A 16,807-nucleotide genomic window follows, 5' to 3' on the forward strand; every position below is an offset into this window, starting at 1 on the left:
AAGCAATACGCTGCACAGAATGATAAAAAAGGTATTGCTAAAACTTTTGTGGCAATTCTCGAAGAGAACAGCAATCAAATTTGTTGTTATCTACATAGAACACCAAAGAAAATCTCAGGATCTATTCGATTAGCGAGTTTAGGATTTTTACTTAAAAAGATTGCACCTCCTTCAAAGATTACAACTGGAGGCTTTTGGGCACGAGGATTAAAAGCACTTATATTGGAATAAGGGCTACCATATTCTGCATATCGATTCAGCACACTTGTACCAGAGTAGGGACTACCGAAATTTCCGTATTTGTTGCAAATTGATTCAGCAGCGTACTGGTCACTAGAAACAATACCCAATCCTTGCCCATCAGCTGCCCTAATATATGCTTTGCCATCAAGAGAACGGATTGCGTCCACTACACTAACTTGAGCTACAAACTGTTGCAGCGATGGATCTCTTGCTATTGCTGGAGATAGATTAATAATATAAATACCACCTGCTAGCGTCAAAGCAGTTGATAAGATTACTTTGTGAAGGAAACCAGCCATAATTTTGGTAAAACTCAATTCTCCTAGCTAAGTATGCCCGTCCAAAACAGAGTTCTAACGCGCAGAACTAATAAAATCAATAAAATTATCTTATATATTTCTCTATCATCAGTTATCTTTAGCAATTTTGAAGGCTTATTTACTTCTCTTCTGTTATCTTTCATTTAATTCTGTTTAGGGATTTACTCTACACTGACTTACCTGTAGTAAAAATGATCAATAAAAGAGATCTTACTCTTCCCCACTCACCCGCCCGGAAATCAATTTCCGGGCTAATAGCTAAAGTCCATTAAAATGGACTGGAATTTAGATATAAATTCTGGGAAAATTTAGTCCTCTTCAGAGGAGTTTCGCTATTAGCCTGGAAATTGATTTCCAGGCGGGATGTGGATACTAGTAAAAGATTTGAGAGGGAAATAGATGGCTAGCATAATTAACAAAGAACTGTATGCTAAATTGTTGGCTGAAACCTTGCCAAGAGTTATTCATACAGAAGATGAGCATAAACGCCTTGTTAAAGTAGTAGAAAAGCTCATGGATTTAGGTGAAGAACTGACAGATGAGCAAGCGGAATTGTTTGATTTGCTAGTAACCCTAATTGAGCAATATGAAGATAAACACTATCAACTAAAAACGGCAACACCTCATGAGATATTGAATGAATTGATGCTAGTCAATCCAACGCGAGAATACAAAATGTTTACTGTTTATCTCAAAAACGGAGAAACTGTCCAGGTAGCGTTAGAAGACTTAAAGGAGTACTTAGACAAAAACCGTGAGCAAATTCAAATCCAGCAAAAAGAGATGGGTAAACGTCGATATGATGCTTAAAGATAAAAATAAAATTCAATCCCTTCAACCTCTCAACTGATCCAAAACTAAAACAGTTAACCCCGGTAAAGATGGCAAACGAGCATCATTTGTGAGAAAAAAAGCAGCACCCTCACGAATAGCTGTAGACATTTGAATTGCATCAGCTATTCGTAAGTTATAATCTGCCCGTAATTGTGCCGCAATTTCAGCAATATCGGGAAAAACTTCCAATGTAGTTATACCTGGCTGATTAAACAGGAAATCACGGTATTGTTGAGCTAATGCTTCATTTCCTTGTCGCAATGGATAAACTAACACTTCTGTTGAAGTAACTACAGATGTGATAACTCTAAATTCACCACGATTTAAAGCTCTAAAGAAAAACCGCATCATTTCCACATAATTTGGATTTTGCTCGATAAAGTAAATCAGTGGCGCACTATCCAATCCCACTACTTGTCCTTGCAGTTGGATTAACCATTCCATGAATCGCGTTCGTTATTAACATATTCTTGTGCATCAATACCATTCCAAACTTCTTTCCCTAACCCTTCTAATTCCATAAAATTGCGTGTCGGTTTAGCCATTACCCGATGACGTGCTACTGAAAGTAAGTCGTTTGCTAATTGTAGTTGTTCTTCTGGTGAAAGCTGTCTTGCTAATTTGAGGATTTCTATATAATTTACGGGGGGCATTGGATGAACTCCTTTGATGTTGTTATTCTTAGTTTAATCTAGAAAAAGTTCGATCGCTCTCCCCCCATAAATCTTCTCCCAAAAATGAATGTAGAGACGTTGCATACAACGTCTCTACATTCATTTTTGGGAAAACTACATTTTTGAAAAACTATTGAATCAAAATCACTGCTTCTTCTGCTTTGGCATACAAAGCTTTTTTCAACTGTTGCACAACTTTGTTAATCAAATCATCAAAAGCGCCTTGATTTTCCAACATTTTCTTTCGCAAGTTTTCCGATAAATCGGGTTTCATTTCCTTACACATTTGGTCAATCTTTTTCTCACCAACGGCAAAGAAACGAATCCAACCAGGAATATCTAATTTTGTTCTGAGAATTTCTTCCAATCTTTCCCGATTTAACCGCACTCCTTCGCCTAAAACTGCTGCACCGTAAACTAACAAAATGGGTAAAATAAAGTGTCCGGTTAATATTAAGGTTAGCAGACTGCCGATCGTACCTCCAGCAATAATTAAGTTGATGATAAAGCTGACTACAACTGCTAAGATATCGTCGCCCAGGTTAAGGTTTGGATTAACTATGGCTGGATCGATTCCTTCTTCAAAGCGTAAGCTGCTTTTAGAGATTTGATATCTTTGACAAATGGGATCGGTTTCTGTGGCTAAGTCGGGTTGAATTTTGCGATTAAACCAAGTGATACATTGAGTGTTGATGATTTGCTGGGCGCGATCGCTTTTTAACCATTGTTCCGCCCGTTTTTCCATTTCCTTTTGTAAATCTGCCAAAGTACGAATTTTGTTACTTTGCCATTCTTTTAAAACTGGTTTAACTGCATTTTCAATTAAAGCATCAGCCAAAGGTTGATTTAACAAAGTAATTAAATCAGGAATATGTTTAGAAATCAACTCTTTAAGTGTTGGAGATTCACATAATTGGTTGAGTTCTTCTTTAAATCCAGCGGCGCGTAAATCCCATCTTCCCACACGAGACAAACCCAGCGCAATACATCTTTCAGGTTCAGGATCTGGGCGAACATTTGTGTCAGGTTCGGGGAAGATTTCCGCGCAAATATCGCGAGTAAATTTCATCCGTGAAGCGCCACCAGTCATTAACACAACTTTCGGAATAATTCCCTGATTTGCTAACTCTTGTTTCGCTTCTATTACCGATTCCCGAAAAGCTTGCGCCCAACTTTTATTATTCAATTCTGGCAAAGGTTGATTGATGATTTCCGCCATAATCTCTTTATTCACTTGGGGGATAAAGTGAATTTGCGGAGTGATGAATTCAAAACCTCTAGCAAATGCGCCAGAACTAGCATATAGCTGTTCGTTGGAAAAGTAATCTTCTTTGACTTTACGACATTGAATTTCACAGCGATATCTGTGGTGAGGATATTCTTCAAATACTTCTTTTAAGAATTCTCCTTCTTGATGTTCGGCTAAAGTTCGGGCTAAAATTGCTCTGTCGATTAAGGATGCGCCTAAAGTATTTTGTCCGAAATCTAAGGGCATTTCATACAAGCTTTTAACTAAGGTAAAGTCGGTAGTTGAGGAACCAATATCAACGATTAAAACTGTTGATTTTAGTTCGTTAAATCCTAACTTTCCGCCTTCTTTTGCTTGCATGAAAGCTGCACGAGATTCAGGCACAACTGAGATTAAAGGTATGCCTGATTCTTTTAGTAAACTTTGGTATTCTTGCCGTTCAGTTGGCGACCAACCTGAAGGACAACCGACATAAAATTGGCTATTTACTCCGCCTTCAATTTGTTTGCTTTCTTTTAGCAAAGTGTAGTAAGCTTCGACAAAGCTACGCATGGTTTTGCGATAGTTAGGCGAGTTGTTGGGTTTTTCTTTGAAGCCAATTTGTAAGCGATCGACACCAGCCTGAATTAAAGCCTGATCTCCCACTAATACGCCTAATTCTGGATGCCAACCTATAGCGGTTATTTGAATTTTTTTGTTGTTAACTTCCAGCATATCTGGAGTTTCGATGCTGTCTACTTTAGCCTTAGCTAAGGCTGTTTCGCCATGTCCTAAATCAAATCCAATTGTTTCTGTCACTTGTGTATTCATTTGAGTAAAAACCTAGAGTAAAAGTTAGTTTTCTGCTACTTTGTTTATTGGTTCAATGACTCTACCTCGCCGGAGTAATTTATCGCCTTTCAACAAAGCGGGAGTTAAGGTGACGTATTCTTTGGAATTGCGATCGATACTCGGTTCAAAGTCAAAATATTCTCGCGGACTTTGCGGATCGTTTAGTTTATAATTCTGAACTAAAATTCCTTGATCCATCAAAATTTGCGGCACCATTTTGCTAATTTCTAACGCCATATAAGGATTACCTAAAAATGATGCACCCCATAATTTTTGCAAGAAATCTAACATTTCTGGCATTTCTTGGATACCACCAGTACCAACGGGTTGATTCGTTATGGAAACTTGGGCTACGGCGCGATCGATCGTACTCAAAATATCCGCCAAATTATCCAAGAAAAACTTACTATCTACCTGAATACTTGGTTGTAAAGCTGCCAAAGATTGACTTAAATCAACATTATCTTGATTACTGCTTTTATCAAATTGTATCGCCACTTCCAACCCCGCAAGCACTGTTACCAGCAAAATTGGCATCCACACACCTGGAGTATCATCAATTAAGGAAAATAGAGAAGTGAAAATTCCGACACCGATCGGTATTTGGAGTACTTTTAGTAATAGCTTATTGGGAGAAGTTTTTTTGGTGCGATCGATAATTTGCTGAATATTTTGCTGAATCAAAGTCGCCTCATCAGCAGTTGAAAGAGTACCAATAGACTGACGCAACGTATCCAGAAAAAACTTCACCAAGCGCACCTGAGAAACGCTAAGTTCGCCAATGTAATTTTTTTCCAAATTATCAATTTTGGTTTGTACCAGCTGAACTACTTGTTTCATGCTGGTTGCTTTATCAATCTCCGTTTCCAGTTCGCCACGTTCTTTACTAAAAAGCGTAAATAATGTTTGCATTTTAACACCCAAATTTCAGTGTTTTCTAAACCAATCAATCTTTGTAATATAAATACCTTATTTTCCCACTTCACTATCAAATCTTATATAAAATTTAATTTAGATACTTCTTAAAGACTTAATCAACCCCTCCATTTCTTCTCTCTGCGTTCTCTGCGCCTCTGCGGTTCAAAAAATTGTAATTCCTCTCTTCTATTTTATGCTGATAACTTACCCAACCAACAATGAGTAAATTCACACCTAAAACTATTAACTTTTGTTCGGAAAGCCACACTAGTTATTTTCTCTAATTCCCTACAGTTCGATCTAAATTTTGGTCGTTCCAAGAACTTGGATCTTCCAAAGGTTCTAAATGAGTAAAAACATAAGTTCCCGGAAGCGCATTAATGATAGTTAACTCAATTTCCTCACACAAAGCATGACCTCGCTTTACCGTCCATTCTCCCGGAACTAAAACATGAAAAGAAACAAACCGACGTGCCCCAGCAACTCTAGTTCGCAAAGCATGAAACTGAATATTTTGATTATTGTAATTAGTGAGAATATTCCGAATAATTTGTTGTTCCTCTTTAGGCAAACCAGCATCTAAAAGTCCAGATCCAGTTTCGCGTAAAAGCTTCATTCCCGCCCAGACAATATTGATAGCTACCACCAAAGCAATTAGCGGATCGAGAATTAACCAACCTGTTAAAGGTACAGCAATCAAAGCTATTACAACACCGACAGAAGTCCAAACATCAGTTAATAAGTGATGTCCATCGGCTTTGAGAGTAATCGAACGCAAGCGTTTTCCGGCACGTAATAATACAACAGCAACTATTCCATTAATAACAGATGCTACCAAAGATAATGCTAATCCTATTCCTATTTCTTCTAATTCTTGGGGATGCAAAAGACGATCCAATGCTGCTACAGCGATCGTAATTGCAGCAACTAAAATTAACGCACCTTCCACACCACTAGAAAAATATTCGGCTTTAAAATGCCCGTAAGCGTGTTTTTCATCTGGTGGTTTAGCCGCATAACTTACTGCCCATAAAGCCACTAAAGCGGCAACCAAATTAACACATGATTCGGCTGCATCAGATAACAATCCTATTGAGCCTGTGAGGAAATATGCACCAGCTTTTAAAGCAATGGTAACTAAAGCGGCTGCAATGGAAATTAAGGCGTAAAAACGAGGAGATTTTTTACTCATAGTAACTGCTCATAAGTTCTTTATACTGGAAAGTTTACCGAAAATTGAGCAAAAATTCATTAGATATCGCCAACAAAGGTTCCAAGTAACTTTCATCTGCGGTTAAAGATTAAAAAAATCTGTAAAAATCAGAAAAGTCGTTATCGTTTGTAAGACAGAGAGTAATTATTCATGAACTACAATGCTGTTGTCAGAACTCAAGGAGATCGTTTAAACGTTCGCTCTACTCCAAATGGAGAAATTATTGACAGCCTCATCAATGGGACAGAGGTAGAAATTACTGGCGAATCTGTAGCCGCTGGGGGAAGAAACTGGGTAGCAATTGGTGTTAATCGTTGGGTAGCTTCTGAGTATCTTTCGCAAATTCCTCAAGATGATACTGATAGTAATGAAAACTTTTATTCAATCAGAGGAGCGAAAATTATTGCTACTCAAACTGATGTGATAATTGCGGGAGGTTTGAAAGTTTACCGAACTGAATTGATTGATGATACTGGTAAAATAATTGACAGAGTAAGAACTGTTTCTGGGAGAATTGGCAAACAAACTCCTTCGCCAATCCCCGGATCTCAAACTCCCATACCTTTTGGGATTTATACTTTTGATAACCCCGGAATTGTGGAGGCTAAATCTGGAGAATTCGGCGGAGTTTGGTCGCCAGTTACTCCTACTTTTCCCACTGAAAGAGGCGGTTTTGGAGTTCATTTCGATCCTTCAACATTCAAAAACAATTCTCAAACTGGAACCGCTGGATGTTTAGGAACTCCAACAATTGAAGAACGAGAAATAGTCACTAATTTTATTCGCACCTACAAACCAACTCATCTAATTGTCCAAAAAGATTAACAAACCCATCTGTGTTTATCTGTGTTTCATCTGTGGTTTTAAATCTTAAAAAACTTATTGATGAACTGAACCATCTGGCATAATTGCACCTTCAAGATTAGCCCCAATTAGAATTGCTTTCTCAAGGTTAGCACCTCTTAAATTTGCGCCTCGCAAATTAGCACCAGTAAAGTTAACTTTGCTCAAATTAGTCCATCTTAAATCAACATTGTTCAGTTCACAAAAACTCATATTTGCGCGAAAAAGGTAAGCACCAATTAAGTGAGCTTGATTTAAGTTTGCTTCCTGAAAATTAGCTTTGTAGAGGTAAGCATCAATTAATTCTGCTTCATAAAGACTAGCTTTGCTGAAGTCAGAATTAATTAAATTAGCCGTTCTCAAATTTGCATATCTGAGATTAGCTCTGATCAGTTTTGCACCGCTTAAATCAACTGCTTTTAAATTTGCCTCACTTAAATCTGCTCCAATTAAGTTAGTATTACTTAAATCGGCACTTTTAAAATTAGCTTTGCTCAAGTTAGCACCGATTAAATTAGCATCAATTAAATCTGCTTCTTTCAGGTTAGCTGCACTGAGATTTGCTAAACTGAGATTTGCCTGATTCAAATTTGCTTTAACTAGTAAAGCTGAGTGGAGATTAGCACTGCTTAAATTAGCGTTGCTGAGGTTAACTGCTGGCAGTAAACTATTACTTAGGTCTGCTTTATTAAGGTTAACTGATTGTAAATCAGCATCTAATAAGTTCAATCCAGAAAGTAAAGCATCGCTGAGATCTGGTTCAATTTGGGGGTTGTCTTTTCGCCACTCAATCCATTTCAATTTGTTGGCTTTAATTAAATTCAAATGTTCTATATTTGCCATGTTTAAATGCTCCTTTATTCTTTCCGCGCACTAGGATTTTCTCGACCTCTAACATTTTCAATTGCTGTTAATGCTCCATCAGCTGCGGCTAAAATATCCTGTTCTGCTCCACCTAAATATAAGCGTCCAAAACTACCGACTGCGTTAATTTCTAAAATATTAATTGCAGCGGATTTTTCGGCTTCGTTTGCTGCTAATGCTGCATAAGCTGCGGGTTCAACTTCTAACACATAAAGGGTTTGTCCTGCTAATAGTAATTGTCCTCTTCGAGTCCGGTTAATTAATTGGGTTTGATGTGCGTCAATGTTGCGGATAATTTGACTGGAAACTACTCGCGGTTTTAAACCTTCTTCGCGTTTTACTCCTAAAATGTCTAAAATCGCTCTTCCCGCTGCTTTGGTTTCACCTTGTTTGCTAGAATGGATTTCTAAAAGTCCATAAAGTCTTTCTACTACTTGTACTCCCGGACGTACTGAAGCGGATTTTAAAGCAACATCAGTAATCCGATTAATTTCAATTCCGGGTGAAATTTCAATCCAAAGTGATGCGTCTCCTGGTAATGGTAAAAATCCTAGCGCCACTGTTCCAATATATGCGGCGTGTTGTGGTTGCAATCGATCTAAATATACGTAACTGCGTAGTTCTATACCCAAAGTTTTCCTCTTAACCTCAAATAATCAACAGATTTTTGGTTTTACCAACCAGGAATAAAGTTAACCAGATCTAAGTTTGCCAGAAAATTTCATCGATTAATCGGTTTTGGGAAAGTTTTTTAGTGAGAATAGAATGGGGAGGGAAAAAGAGCGATCGCAAACCAACTAACCATACAAACTATTTATCTTACCGGACGCAGTACCAAAAACCAAGCCACAACTGATAATTTACCAGGAACAATTGACAAAATAGCAGAGTCCGTAAATCTTCGCGGTGGTGTGGGTATTCCTGTGCGTTGTGACCATACAATTGATGCAGAAGTAGGGCTATACGCACCCTACATAACAAAGAAAACCTCTGTAATCCGACGCGGAGGATTACAGAGATGTTATTAATTACTTATTGAGTCAATAATTTACCAAATGGAAACAACTTATTACTTGCTTTCAGTAGTATTTGTTTCAGTATTGGTTGTCTCTTCGTTGCCACCCAAATTCACTTTGAACACGCGGTTTTTTGCTTCTTCTACCTTTGGCAAAGTCAGAGTAAGAATACCATTGGCGAAATGAGCTTCAACTCGATCATTCTGGACAGCTACAGGCAAACCAACAACTCTTTCAAATTTGCCATAGCGGAATTCAGAACGGAAGAAACCTTTGTTTTCGGTTTTATTTTCGTAGCGATGTTCACCACGAAGAACGACTGCATCGCGCAAAACGCTGATGTCTAAATCTTTGGCTTCTACTCCGGGAATTTCAGCTTTTAGTGTTAAGTTATCGCCGTTATCTTGCAACTCAACTGCTGGTTTCCAAATAGCGTTTTCTGTAGTGGTGATTCCAGCAAAGTCGTCAAACATTCTATCTAATTGGCGGCGGAGAGTTTCAACTTCACTAAAAGGACTCCATCTAATAATAGCCATAACTGCGTCTCCTTTTTTACTTAACTGTTGCTTGTTTATTTAGCGTTTTGATTCACATTTTTATGATGCCTCAGCTAATAATTTTTGTTTATGGTGAGAACCGAAAAATAATGGTAGCAGTCTCCACATTTTCCCCAGTTACTATGTTGAGAAACCTTGGTGTAAAAACCATACCGAATTCAGTAGGGTCTTCCCCACTGCCAAATTTTTTGATAAGATACACAATGATTATCGGGTCTGCAACGGTTTCGACAAATTGGCGAAAGCAGTGTATCCTACCACCTGGGATAAGTGATGGTTCCTGCCAAGAGGATGAGATTGGCTAAGCCTGTGAACGATCGGTAAGTAATACCAAATCCGGTTTAAATACCCCCGCTATTCTTTAGTCCGCGTAGGCGGACTTTGTTTGTGTAGTAGCGTTCGCGTAGCGTGTGCGTAGCACGTATTTCAATCGCCCAATCATAAAGGGGATAGCTGACCCGGATTTGGTATAAATAACCAATTTAGACAGCAGTTCGACTCTGCTCAGATCCATTTTTGATTCGATCAATTCAGATTAAAAGTTTCTAATCGATCTCCACCCAAAACTTAAGTGAAATGTTGCCTAGCATACAGCTAGTCAAGGCTAGTGAAGTTAAACTTATACTAAGCCACTTCAACGGAAAAAACTATTATTAAGTTGAGTGAATCATGCTGACCATTTTAATGATTTTTGGGCCAATGAGTTTAGCGATCGCCTACGTAGTATGGAGCGAAAACCAAATGAGTGGCAGAGTATAAAAAGATCATTAATATTTCGTTTGGGTGCGATCGCAAAGGACAATTCAGGAGATAAAATTTAATAATATCCTTTATCCTCAAACATTTCCTCACAGCAAACTTGGGTAACACCTTTTAAACCCAAACTTTCTAAGTGAGAAATCCATTCATCTGCACTATCATTGACTTGCAAAAGTCCCAAAATCTCTGCTACATCTGCCACTTCTGGAATTGTAGAAATTTTAAACCCTTGCCAGTCAGCATCCAAACACAACCAAGCAGGAAGGTTTTGCCGATCGAAGTTTTTGGAACTCTTCCACTCGGCTCGGAAGCAGTACATTTTACCTTTAAACATGGCACTCCTAAGCTTTAAAGTTACAACAGAGAATAATTGTTTAAACAAGTTAAATATTGCAACGCATCCTAACTAAATTCCGTAACGAATATCACCGATGGGGAAATGGGGAAATGGGGAGATTGAGGAAAAACTGTATCTAAAACTCCTCCTACCTCCCTACCTCCCCCTTCTACCTTCAGAAATTTCTTGGCTTAGCGACTGCGGTTAAAATGTTTAAAGGGCCAGTTTCTACAAGCAGTTGTTTTTGTTCTTGATTTTTCACTAATAAAGCGCCAGCAAAGCCTAAAGAATTAATGGAAATACCTTGAAAAAACTCTTGCGATCGCGGTACAATCATCATCCATTCTCTAGTTGCTAATAAATTGTACGCACCGTTTGGGCGATCGGAAATTTCTTCCACATCATTTAATAAACCTACAGCTTTCTGTAAATTCAAATAGCATTTTAGCGTCATTTCCGCAGCCAGATCGGGCGAGTTAATCCCAGAGGGATCGAACTTAGCTATGGCATGAACAAAAGGTAAATCAGGGATGATTCCTACACCTGCCTCGAATTTAGCAGTTTTTAGGAGAGGTGCGATCGGAAAATCTATCTCATCATCAACCAAAGGCAAAGCAACTAACTGCAAATGCTTGTGTCGTTGACTAGCTCCCGCAACTCTTCCAGAATTATAAAAAGCCAACCCATCAATTTCTGCTAAAACTAACCACATCGCCTGAAAATCTGCCAAATCTAGCCAGCTTTCCTGTTCCACGAAATCACGGGTAACTATTAATAAATGATGCTCCACCACATTAAACTTATTCAGCAAACATACATGAGTCTGGGAAATATCCGCCACAAATAAATCTTCCTCGTAAGGTAAAAAAGGATTAAAATTTTTATCCTTTTTCTCAGAAGATTTAGCGGCATCTTTCCGTACCAAATTAGTTAAAATTCGTACCAAAAAACGAACTCCCCCTTGTTCCACAAACTCATAATTAGTGGGAATACTTTGTAACGCGCCGCACTTGAGAGCATATTCAGTTTGTTCTACCAAACGTCTCCACAAAATACTTGATTCCTGCTTTGGCTTTGCTTCCGCCATAGTGAAAAATTTACTCCAGTAATCTTATGTGTGATAAGTTACATTAAACTCCCAGACAAATATCTTAACTTTATCTAATCTTTACAAAACTGGATTAAAATAGTAGAGTTTTTTAAAGAAATCGTAAAGTTGCACCACTAGGAAGCTGTTAATTACACGGATAGCTTAACTCCAAACTGGGAAGACTGTGCTAAAACTACGTATATACACCGAAGCAAGCCGACTTTAGATTATGTGCGACTGGCAACAATTAAGTAAAATCCCGGTTTAGGAAATCCGAAACAAGACGGTTGTTTTTTGAATCTATATATGTTCAATTTGCTCTCCCCGAAATTTGGTAGAGATCCAAAGTTTTCAGCTGACAAACCATGCTTAAACAAGCAGAGGAACTTATGAACAGGTTTTTCACATCTACTACAGTGGGAATACTAGCCTTGGGTGCAGTATTCGCTTCTGGTGAAGTCGCAACAGCAGTTTCTTTTGGAACTTCTTCTGATGGTTTATCCTTACAAAATCTTTTGGATGAACTGACAGTAAGCGGCCCAAAAATTGATACAGTAAACGATCAAACAGGTTTTAATCTGTTTACGAATACTGCTAGTAGCGGTTCTGTCGCTACTTTCATGTTTGAGATAGCTGGCAATGCTTCTCTTAACAAGTTTGGCATTTACAATCCAAGCGGCATCAAAGCAGAATTATTTGCTGGAATTAATGATGTTTCCGATGGTACGACTGTAAACTTCTTGGGTAACGGTGATGTTACTGTTTCTACCATTGGTTTTGCTCCCGGAAATGAGCCAGATCCTATCATCAAAAAATACACAGGTTTTGGTAATATTTTCGGTTTCTATTTAGATACTCCAGAAGGCACATTTTATACTCAAAATAGTCTCAATCCAAATGGTTTTCAACAAGCAGTAGTTTACCAAGGCAACAATCAAACCGAACTGCAAATTGCAGGTAGATCGCCTGGAAGATTTACAAGTAACGAATTTATTATTGCTTTTGAAGATTTACTGCGAGGTAGCTCTGGTAATTCTGATAGCGATTTCCAAGATTTGGTAGTTTTAGTGGAGTCAATTACACCCAAAAAAGATGATGTCGCTTCCATTCCTGAACCAGGTATAGCTACCAGTTTGTTAGCTTTTGGTTTGGGCAGTTTTGCTTGGATACTGAAGGGTCAAAGGAAAAAGTTAGACATTGAAAGATAGGGACTGGAGACTGGGGACAAGGGGAATCTTTAACTCAAAACTGCACCCCTGCACCCCTGCACCCCTGCACCCCTGCACCCCTGCACCCCTGCACCCCTGCACCCCTGCGCTAAAAGTCTACTCCTCGCTTGAGTTCCACGCCTCGATCGGCATAATGTTTATGGCAAATCATTTCCGAGTGAACGCTAGCGAGATCGAAATATGCCGGAGGATTTAAGCAGCGACCTGTGATAATAACTTCTGTATCACGGGGTTTTCTGAGTAATGCTTGTACGATCGGCTCTTGAGGCAATAATTCTAAATCAACGGTGGGATTAAGTTCGTCGAGAATGATCGTTTTATAAAGTCCTGATGCGATCGCACTGCGGGCAATTTCCCACCCTCTTTCTGCTTCCACATAATCTATTTCCCGCTGTTGTCCTCGCCAGACGATCGCATCGCCACCACAACGATGATGATCTACCAAAGAAGGATAACTTTGTTGTAAAGCAGCGATCGCCGCATCCTCAGTATAACCGCTGCCACCTTTAAGCCATTGCATAATTAATACTCGGTGAGACTTATCTTGACTAATACCTCTCCCGATAGCTTGTAATGCTTTACCTAACGCACTAGTAGATTTTCCCTTACCCGCACCTGTATAAATTTCAATTCCCTCGATCCCTTTTTCCTGAGAAATCGGGTGATCGTGAGGTTTCATTTCCGAATGTAAGTCAGCAATATCCAGTAATGCTTCAGGTGCCGCTCTCCCAGTAGCAATAATTTCCACTTCTTCTGGTTTATTCTTTAAAGTATTGATTACTTCCTCTACTGGAAGCAAACCTAAATCAAGCACTGGATTCAGTTCATCCAAAACAATGACAGAATATAAACCAGATGCGATCGCGCCCTTAGCAACATCCCATCCCCGTTGGGCTTCCATTTTGTCAAAGCGAGTAATCTCCTCTTTAGCAAAATACTCCGCCCTCCCCGTCCGCACTTGATCGATCAAATGAGGAAAACCTTGCTGTAAAGCCGCTATAGCTCCGTCTTCATCATACTGCCGTCCGGGTCCTTTCAAAAACCGCAGCAGCAACACCCGATTTTGCGCCCCAGAATTAATTCCTAAGCCAATAGAACGCAAAACTACCCCTAAAGCTGCTCTAGACTTGCCTTTTCCCGCACCGTCGTAAACATGAATTTGTCCTGTAATTCGTTCCGCACGCATCTGCGCTGTGCGAATACCGATTCCTACTCTCGTCATTGTGGTTGATTCTCATCGCAATTGTCGCAAATACTTAATATATCGTTAATAGTCCTGAGTCATCAGTTTTTCGATCAACTATTATCTTTTTCAGTATCATCATAATGATAGAAGATTTATGGGTAGTCTTGCCTTTACGAGCAGTAGTTTTTCAAACCTTACTCCTGCTCATATCAATTGCGATAGAAAGTGTAGTTTTGCAAAGACTCTTAAATATTAGTCGCAAAACCGCCACAGCATATTCAGCAATCCTAAATCTGTTATCAACATTTATCGGTTGGTTATGCTTTTTCGTAATTGAAGCACTTACCCCCGGATTTTTACAGACTCAACTAATTCGCTATATATTTTTCGATCGCTTCGTCTCCCCAAACAACTTCTCCTTTTTACAAAACAGCTTTTACTTTTTAGGAATTAGGATCTTTATCATGGCGCTTGACTTAACTGTAGAACTAATTGGCTTAGATTTCTTACTCAACTTCCTAGTCGAACAAGATGCAGAAATTAAACATTTAGTAAGTAGCAAAGAAACCGAAGAAACCGAAAATAAAAAGAGTCGTTACCAAAAAGACAGAGAAAGTACCTTAAATAAGGTAAAGTTTAAAGCTGCATTTTGGGCTAACTTTAGCAGCAATATTCTCATTTCCGCTTTGATTTTAGCAGCAACTTAAACTCATCAAATTACGGACAAATGAATAAGATTATTCAAATTATTGAAAAAATTTCCGCCCTAATTATTTTTATTAAATCCTTTGGCAAATTAGGCTGGAAAATAATCATCGGCTTGGGGATTTTATTTTGGATAATTGCCTTTTCTATTGGGCTGCTCGCTGAAGATTTAAGATTCAACCTATTCTCAATTTTGATATATTTTGTAGTAGTAGCTATTTTTGCTTTTTTTACATTGAAAAATCCCCTAATTACTGTAGGGGTTTCTCTAAGCACTTGGATGTTGGTAGGTTTAATTTGTTTATTCGTCGCGAGTTTATGGCAAAATATTGCTCCTTTGATTTGGTTATTAATGCCCCCGTTATCAGCAATTATCGCCGCTTGGCCCAGTTTTTTAGCAGCAGACAAGAAACTTAAAAATCTCAAAAATCAGCAACGTTTTCAACTATTAATTTGGGTTTTTATCCACTTAATTGTTAGTTGCTGGATAAATCTTAGTTTGATTATTCAAGATTGGGTACAGCAATATCCTAGTCTATTAGCTGATAATTTTACCCAGAGTGATTTCATTGTGAAAATTCAACCTTTTTCCCGTCCTATTACCGAAGGGGAGAAAGTTTTAAATTTTATGGAAAGACAACTAAAAAGTCAAATAGATGGTAAACCTTGGCAGGTAGCAGAAACTTGGTTAAATAATACTAATGAAATAGAAAAACTGCTAAAGGAAGCAAAAAAAGAAATTTCTGGAATTCCAGAGAATAAGTTTTGGAAATTTAGTACAGAAGTTAATACTCAAAAAACAGGATATAATTTGGTGATGATAGCAGAATGGCAAGGACCTAGTTACGATCCTCAAGGTTATTTGCTAAAACAGGTCTGTCAAGTTAACTCAGAAACTCGACAACCTACCCCAGCTAACACTAACTTGAGGCGAGTCAGGAGAGGTAATAATACTAGGGTAGCAACAACTCCAGAGAGAAAAGTTACAGCAAAACCTGTAAAAATTGCTAATCTTGAATGCCAATCTGTAAGTAAACAAATTATCGGACAAAATCGGGTTAAAAGTTCCCCAAGGTTATGAACATTGAAGAACACCAACCAACTAAATTCGATATGACTCTTGGTAGAATCTTGGTAATTGCTTCTCATGTATTCCGGGAAGTAATTCGCGATCGCGTACTCTACTTAGTAGGAATCTTTGCAATTTTAATAATCGGAAGTGCCGGATTTTTACCCCAAGTTGCTGCTGGCACACAAGACAAAATTCTCTTAGATCTTGGTTTAGCAGCAATCGGAATTATTGGTTTAATTGTAGCTATTTTTATCGGCACAGGTTTAGTCAATAAAGAAATTGAAAAACGCACAGTTCTAGTATTAATTTCTAAACCAGTTAGTTCGGCAGAATTTATTATTGGGAAACATATCGGTTTATCAGCAATTTTAGCTGTATTGTTGATTTTAATGTCAGCAATTTATTTCCTAGTGCTGTTAGTGAGTAAAGTCAACTTTTCCTTCGTAAGCATTCTGACATCAATTTTTTTCCTGTGGTTAGAATTATCTTTAATCACTGCGGTAGCCATTCTTTTAGGCGTATTTACTAGTTCTTTACTAGCAACTTTATTAACTTTAGCCGTTTATTTAATGGGACATCTCAGCCCAGACATCGTTAAATTAGGTCAATTAGCAAAAAACCCAACACTAGAAACAATTACAAGGGGAATATATTTAGTATTGCCTGATTTGTCACGGTTAGATTTAAAAAATCAAGCAGTTTACGGTTTAACTTTACTACCTGATAGCCAAGCTTTATTTCTCAACTTTCTTTATGGATTAGTTTATATAGTAGTGCTATTAGCGATCGCCACCCTAATCTTCTCTAGACGACAATTTTAATAAATAAAGATCCCCGACTTCTTCAAAAAGTCGGGGATCTTTATTT

Annotated in this window: 18 protein-coding genes; 6 read left to right on the plus strand and 12 right to left on the minus strand. The window is 38.3% G+C overall.

Annotation, left to right across the window (positions count from 1 at the left end):
* Positions 1 to 86: 86 nt before the first annotated feature.
* The gene (locus ACE1B6_RS25570) at positions 87 to 542 is read right to left on the minus strand and encodes a hypothetical protein (protein ID WP_413260107.1); all 456 of its coding nucleotides are present in this window, start codon (positions 540 to 542) and stop codon (positions 87 to 89) included.
* A gap of 420 nt (positions 543 to 962) precedes the next feature.
* On the opposite strand from ACE1B6_RS25570, the gene ACE1B6_RS25575 reads away from it, so the two are divergent.
* A complete protein-coding gene (locus ACE1B6_RS25575; protein ID WP_413260108.1) occupies positions 963 to 1,373 on the plus strand; it encodes a helix-turn-helix domain-containing protein in 411 nt (136 codons plus the stop codon).
* A 24-nt stretch (positions 1,374 to 1,397) separates the two neighbouring features.
* On the opposite strand, the gene ACE1B6_RS25580 is transcribed toward ACE1B6_RS25575, so the two are convergent.
* The 5 genes from ACE1B6_RS25580 to ACE1B6_RS25600 form a co-directional block, all read right to left on the minus strand.
* A complete protein-coding gene (locus ACE1B6_RS25580; protein WP_413260109.1) occupies positions 1,398 to 1,841 on the minus strand; it encodes a type II toxin-antitoxin system VapC family toxin in 444 nt (147 codons plus the stop codon).
* The gene (locus tag ACE1B6_RS25585) at positions 1,829 to 2,050 is read right to left on the minus strand and encodes a hypothetical protein (RefSeq protein ID WP_413260110.1); all 222 of its coding nucleotides are present in this window, start codon (positions 2,048 to 2,050) and stop codon (positions 1,829 to 1,831) included. The genes ACE1B6_RS25580 and ACE1B6_RS25585 overlap by 13 nt, the downstream gene beginning before the upstream one ends.
* A gap of 151 nt (positions 2,051 to 2,201) precedes the next feature.
* Complete coding sequence (locus ACE1B6_RS25590; protein ID WP_413260111.1) at positions 2,202 to 4,130, minus strand: Hsp70 family protein; 1,929 nt, start codon at positions 4,128 to 4,130, stop codon at positions 2,202 to 2,204.
* 24 nt (positions 4,131 to 4,154) lie between these two features.
* The gene (locus ACE1B6_RS25595) at positions 4,155 to 5,063 is read right to left on the minus strand and encodes a hypothetical protein (protein WP_413260112.1); all 909 of its coding nucleotides are present in this window, start codon (positions 5,061 to 5,063) and stop codon (positions 4,155 to 4,157) included.
* A 286-nt stretch (positions 5,064 to 5,349) separates the two neighbouring features.
* Positions 5,350 to 6,261: a cation diffusion facilitator family transporter gene (locus tag ACE1B6_RS25600; RefSeq protein ID WP_413260113.1), complete on the minus strand. Its 912-nt coding sequence runs from the start codon at positions 6,259 to 6,261 to the stop codon at positions 5,350 to 5,352.
* A 171-nt stretch (positions 6,262 to 6,432) separates the two neighbouring features.
* Here ACE1B6_RS25600 and ACE1B6_RS25605 point away from each other — a divergent pair, with 171 nt between their 5' ends.
* Entirely contained in the window at positions 6,433 to 7,107 is a 675-nt protein-coding gene (locus ACE1B6_RS25605) for an SH3 domain-containing protein (protein ID WP_413260114.1), read from the plus strand.
* A 54-nt stretch (positions 7,108 to 7,161) separates the two neighbouring features.
* On the opposite strand, the gene ACE1B6_RS25610 is transcribed toward ACE1B6_RS25605, so the two are convergent.
* The 5 genes from ACE1B6_RS25610 to ACE1B6_RS25630 form a co-directional block, all read right to left on the minus strand.
* Positions 7,162 to 7,968, minus strand: a complete 807-nt coding sequence (locus ACE1B6_RS25610; protein WP_413260115.1) for a pentapeptide repeat-containing protein — start codon at positions 7,966 to 7,968, stop codon at positions 7,162 to 7,164.
* Between the two features lie 14 nt (positions 7,969 to 7,982).
* Entirely contained in the window at positions 7,983 to 8,621 is a 639-nt protein-coding gene (locus ACE1B6_RS25615) for a hypothetical protein (protein ID WP_413260116.1), read from the minus strand.
* Between the two features lie 437 nt (positions 8,622 to 9,058).
* Complete coding sequence (locus tag ACE1B6_RS25620; RefSeq protein WP_413260117.1) at positions 9,059 to 9,541, minus strand: Hsp20/alpha crystallin family protein; 483 nt, start codon at positions 9,539 to 9,541, stop codon at positions 9,059 to 9,061.
* A gap of 838 nt (positions 9,542 to 10,379) precedes the next feature.
* On the minus strand, positions 10,380 to 10,655 hold the full coding sequence (locus tag ACE1B6_RS25625; RefSeq protein ID WP_413260118.1) for a hypothetical protein: 276 nt from the start codon (positions 10,653 to 10,655) through the stop codon (positions 10,380 to 10,382).
* A gap of 178 nt (positions 10,656 to 10,833) precedes the next feature.
* A complete protein-coding gene (locus tag ACE1B6_RS25630) occupies positions 10,834 to 11,745 on the minus strand; it encodes an ATP adenylyltransferase family protein (protein WP_413260119.1) in 912 nt (303 codons plus the stop codon).
* Positions 11,746 to 12,137: 392 nt separating this feature from the next.
* Here ACE1B6_RS25630 and ACE1B6_RS25635 point away from each other — a divergent pair, with 392 nt between their 5' ends.
* The gene (locus ACE1B6_RS25635; RefSeq protein ID WP_413260120.1) at positions 12,138 to 12,956 is read left to right on the plus strand and encodes a DUF4114 domain-containing protein; all 819 of its coding nucleotides are present in this window, start codon (positions 12,138 to 12,140) and stop codon (positions 12,954 to 12,956) included.
* A gap of 109 nt (positions 12,957 to 13,065) precedes the next feature.
* Here ACE1B6_RS25635 and ACE1B6_RS25640 read toward each other — a convergent pair whose 3' ends face one another.
* A complete protein-coding gene (locus ACE1B6_RS25640; RefSeq protein WP_413260121.1) occupies positions 13,066 to 14,199 on the minus strand; it encodes a cob(I)yrinic acid a,c-diamide adenosyltransferase in 1,134 nt (377 codons plus the stop codon).
* A gap of 104 nt (positions 14,200 to 14,303) precedes the next feature.
* Between ACE1B6_RS25640 and fraC the strand changes: the two genes are divergently transcribed.
* The 3 genes from fraC to ACE1B6_RS25655 are packed head-to-tail and all read left to right on the plus strand — an operon-like array spanning position 14,304 to position 16,761.
* Positions 14,304 to 14,870 (plus strand): filament integrity protein FraC, encoded by a 567-nt coding sequence (gene fraC, locus ACE1B6_RS25645; RefSeq protein WP_413260122.1) that lies wholly within the window; start codon positions 14,304 to 14,306, stop codon positions 14,868 to 14,870.
* Between the two features lie 20 nt (positions 14,871 to 14,890).
* The gene (locus ACE1B6_RS25650) at positions 14,891 to 15,949 is read left to right on the plus strand and encodes a DUF5357 family protein (RefSeq protein WP_413260123.1); all 1,059 of its coding nucleotides are present in this window, start codon (positions 14,891 to 14,893) and stop codon (positions 15,947 to 15,949) included.
* Positions 15,950 to 15,981: 32 nt separating this feature from the next.
* Positions 15,982 to 16,761 (plus strand): ABC transporter permease, encoded by a 780-nt coding sequence (locus ACE1B6_RS25655; RefSeq protein WP_413260140.1) that lies wholly within the window; start codon positions 15,982 to 15,984, stop codon positions 16,759 to 16,761.
* Positions 16,762 to 16,807: the final 46 nt, after the last annotated feature.

This window comes from Floridaenema fluviatile BLCC-F154, assembly GCF_041929135.1.
Lineage (GTDB): Bacteria > Cyanobacteriota > Cyanobacteriia > Cyanobacteriales > Aerosakkonemataceae > Floridanema > Floridanema fluviatile.

Coding starts and splice junctions, on each gene's coding strand:
- ACE1B6_RS25570 (WP_413260107.1), bottom strand. CDS start 542: ATGGCTGGTTTCCTTCACAAAGTAATCTTATCAACTGCTTTGACGCTA.
- ACE1B6_RS25575 (WP_413260108.1), top strand. CDS start 963: ATGGCTAGCATAATTAACAAAGAACTGTATGCTAAATTGTTGGCTGAA.
- ACE1B6_RS25580 (WP_413260109.1), bottom strand. CDS start 1,841: ATGGAATGGTTAATCCAACTGCAAGGACAAGTAGTGGGATTGGATAGT.
- ACE1B6_RS25585 (WP_413260110.1), bottom strand. CDS start 2,050: ATGCCCCCCGTAAATTATATAGAAATCCTCAAATTAGCAAGACAGCTT.
- ACE1B6_RS25590 (WP_413260111.1), bottom strand. CDS start 4,130: ATGAATACACAAGTGACAGAAACAATTGGATTTGATTTAGGACATGGC.
- ACE1B6_RS25595 (WP_413260112.1), bottom strand. CDS start 5,063: ATGCAAACATTATTTACGCTTTTTAGTAAAGAACGTGGCGAACTGGAA.
- ACE1B6_RS25600 (WP_413260113.1), bottom strand. CDS start 6,261: ATGAGTAAAAAATCTCCTCGTTTTTACGCCTTAATTTCCATTGCAGCC.
- ACE1B6_RS25605 (WP_413260114.1), top strand. CDS start 6,433: ATGAACTACAATGCTGTTGTCAGAACTCAAGGAGATCGTTTAAACGTT.
- ACE1B6_RS25610 (WP_413260115.1), bottom strand. CDS start 7,968: ATGGCAAATATAGAACATTTGAATTTAATTAAAGCCAACAAATTGAAA.
- ACE1B6_RS25620 (WP_413260117.1), bottom strand. CDS start 9,541: ATGGCTATTATTAGATGGAGTCCTTTTAGTGAAGTTGAAACTCTCCGC.
- ACE1B6_RS25625 (WP_413260118.1), bottom strand. CDS start 10,655: ATGTTTAAAGGTAAAATGTACTGCTTCCGAGCCGAGTGGAAGAGTTCC.
- ACE1B6_RS25630 (WP_413260119.1), bottom strand. CDS start 11,745: ATGGCGGAAGCAAAGCCAAAGCAGGAATCAAGTATTTTGTGGAGACGT.
- ACE1B6_RS25635 (WP_413260120.1), top strand. CDS start 12,138: ATGAACAGGTTTTTCACATCTACTACAGTGGGAATACTAGCCTTGGGT.
- ACE1B6_RS25640 (WP_413260121.1), bottom strand. CDS start 14,199: ATGACGAGAGTAGGAATCGGTATTCGCACAGCGCAGATGCGTGCGGAA.
- fraC (WP_413260122.1), top strand. CDS start 14,304: ATGATAGAAGATTTATGGGTAGTCTTGCCTTTACGAGCAGTAGTTTTT.
- ACE1B6_RS25650 (WP_413260123.1), top strand. CDS start 14,891: ATGAATAAGATTATTCAAATTATTGAAAAAATTTCCGCCCTAATTATT.
- ACE1B6_RS25655 (WP_413260140.1), top strand. CDS start 15,982: ATGACTCTTGGTAGAATCTTGGTAATTGCTTCTCATGTATTCCGGGAA.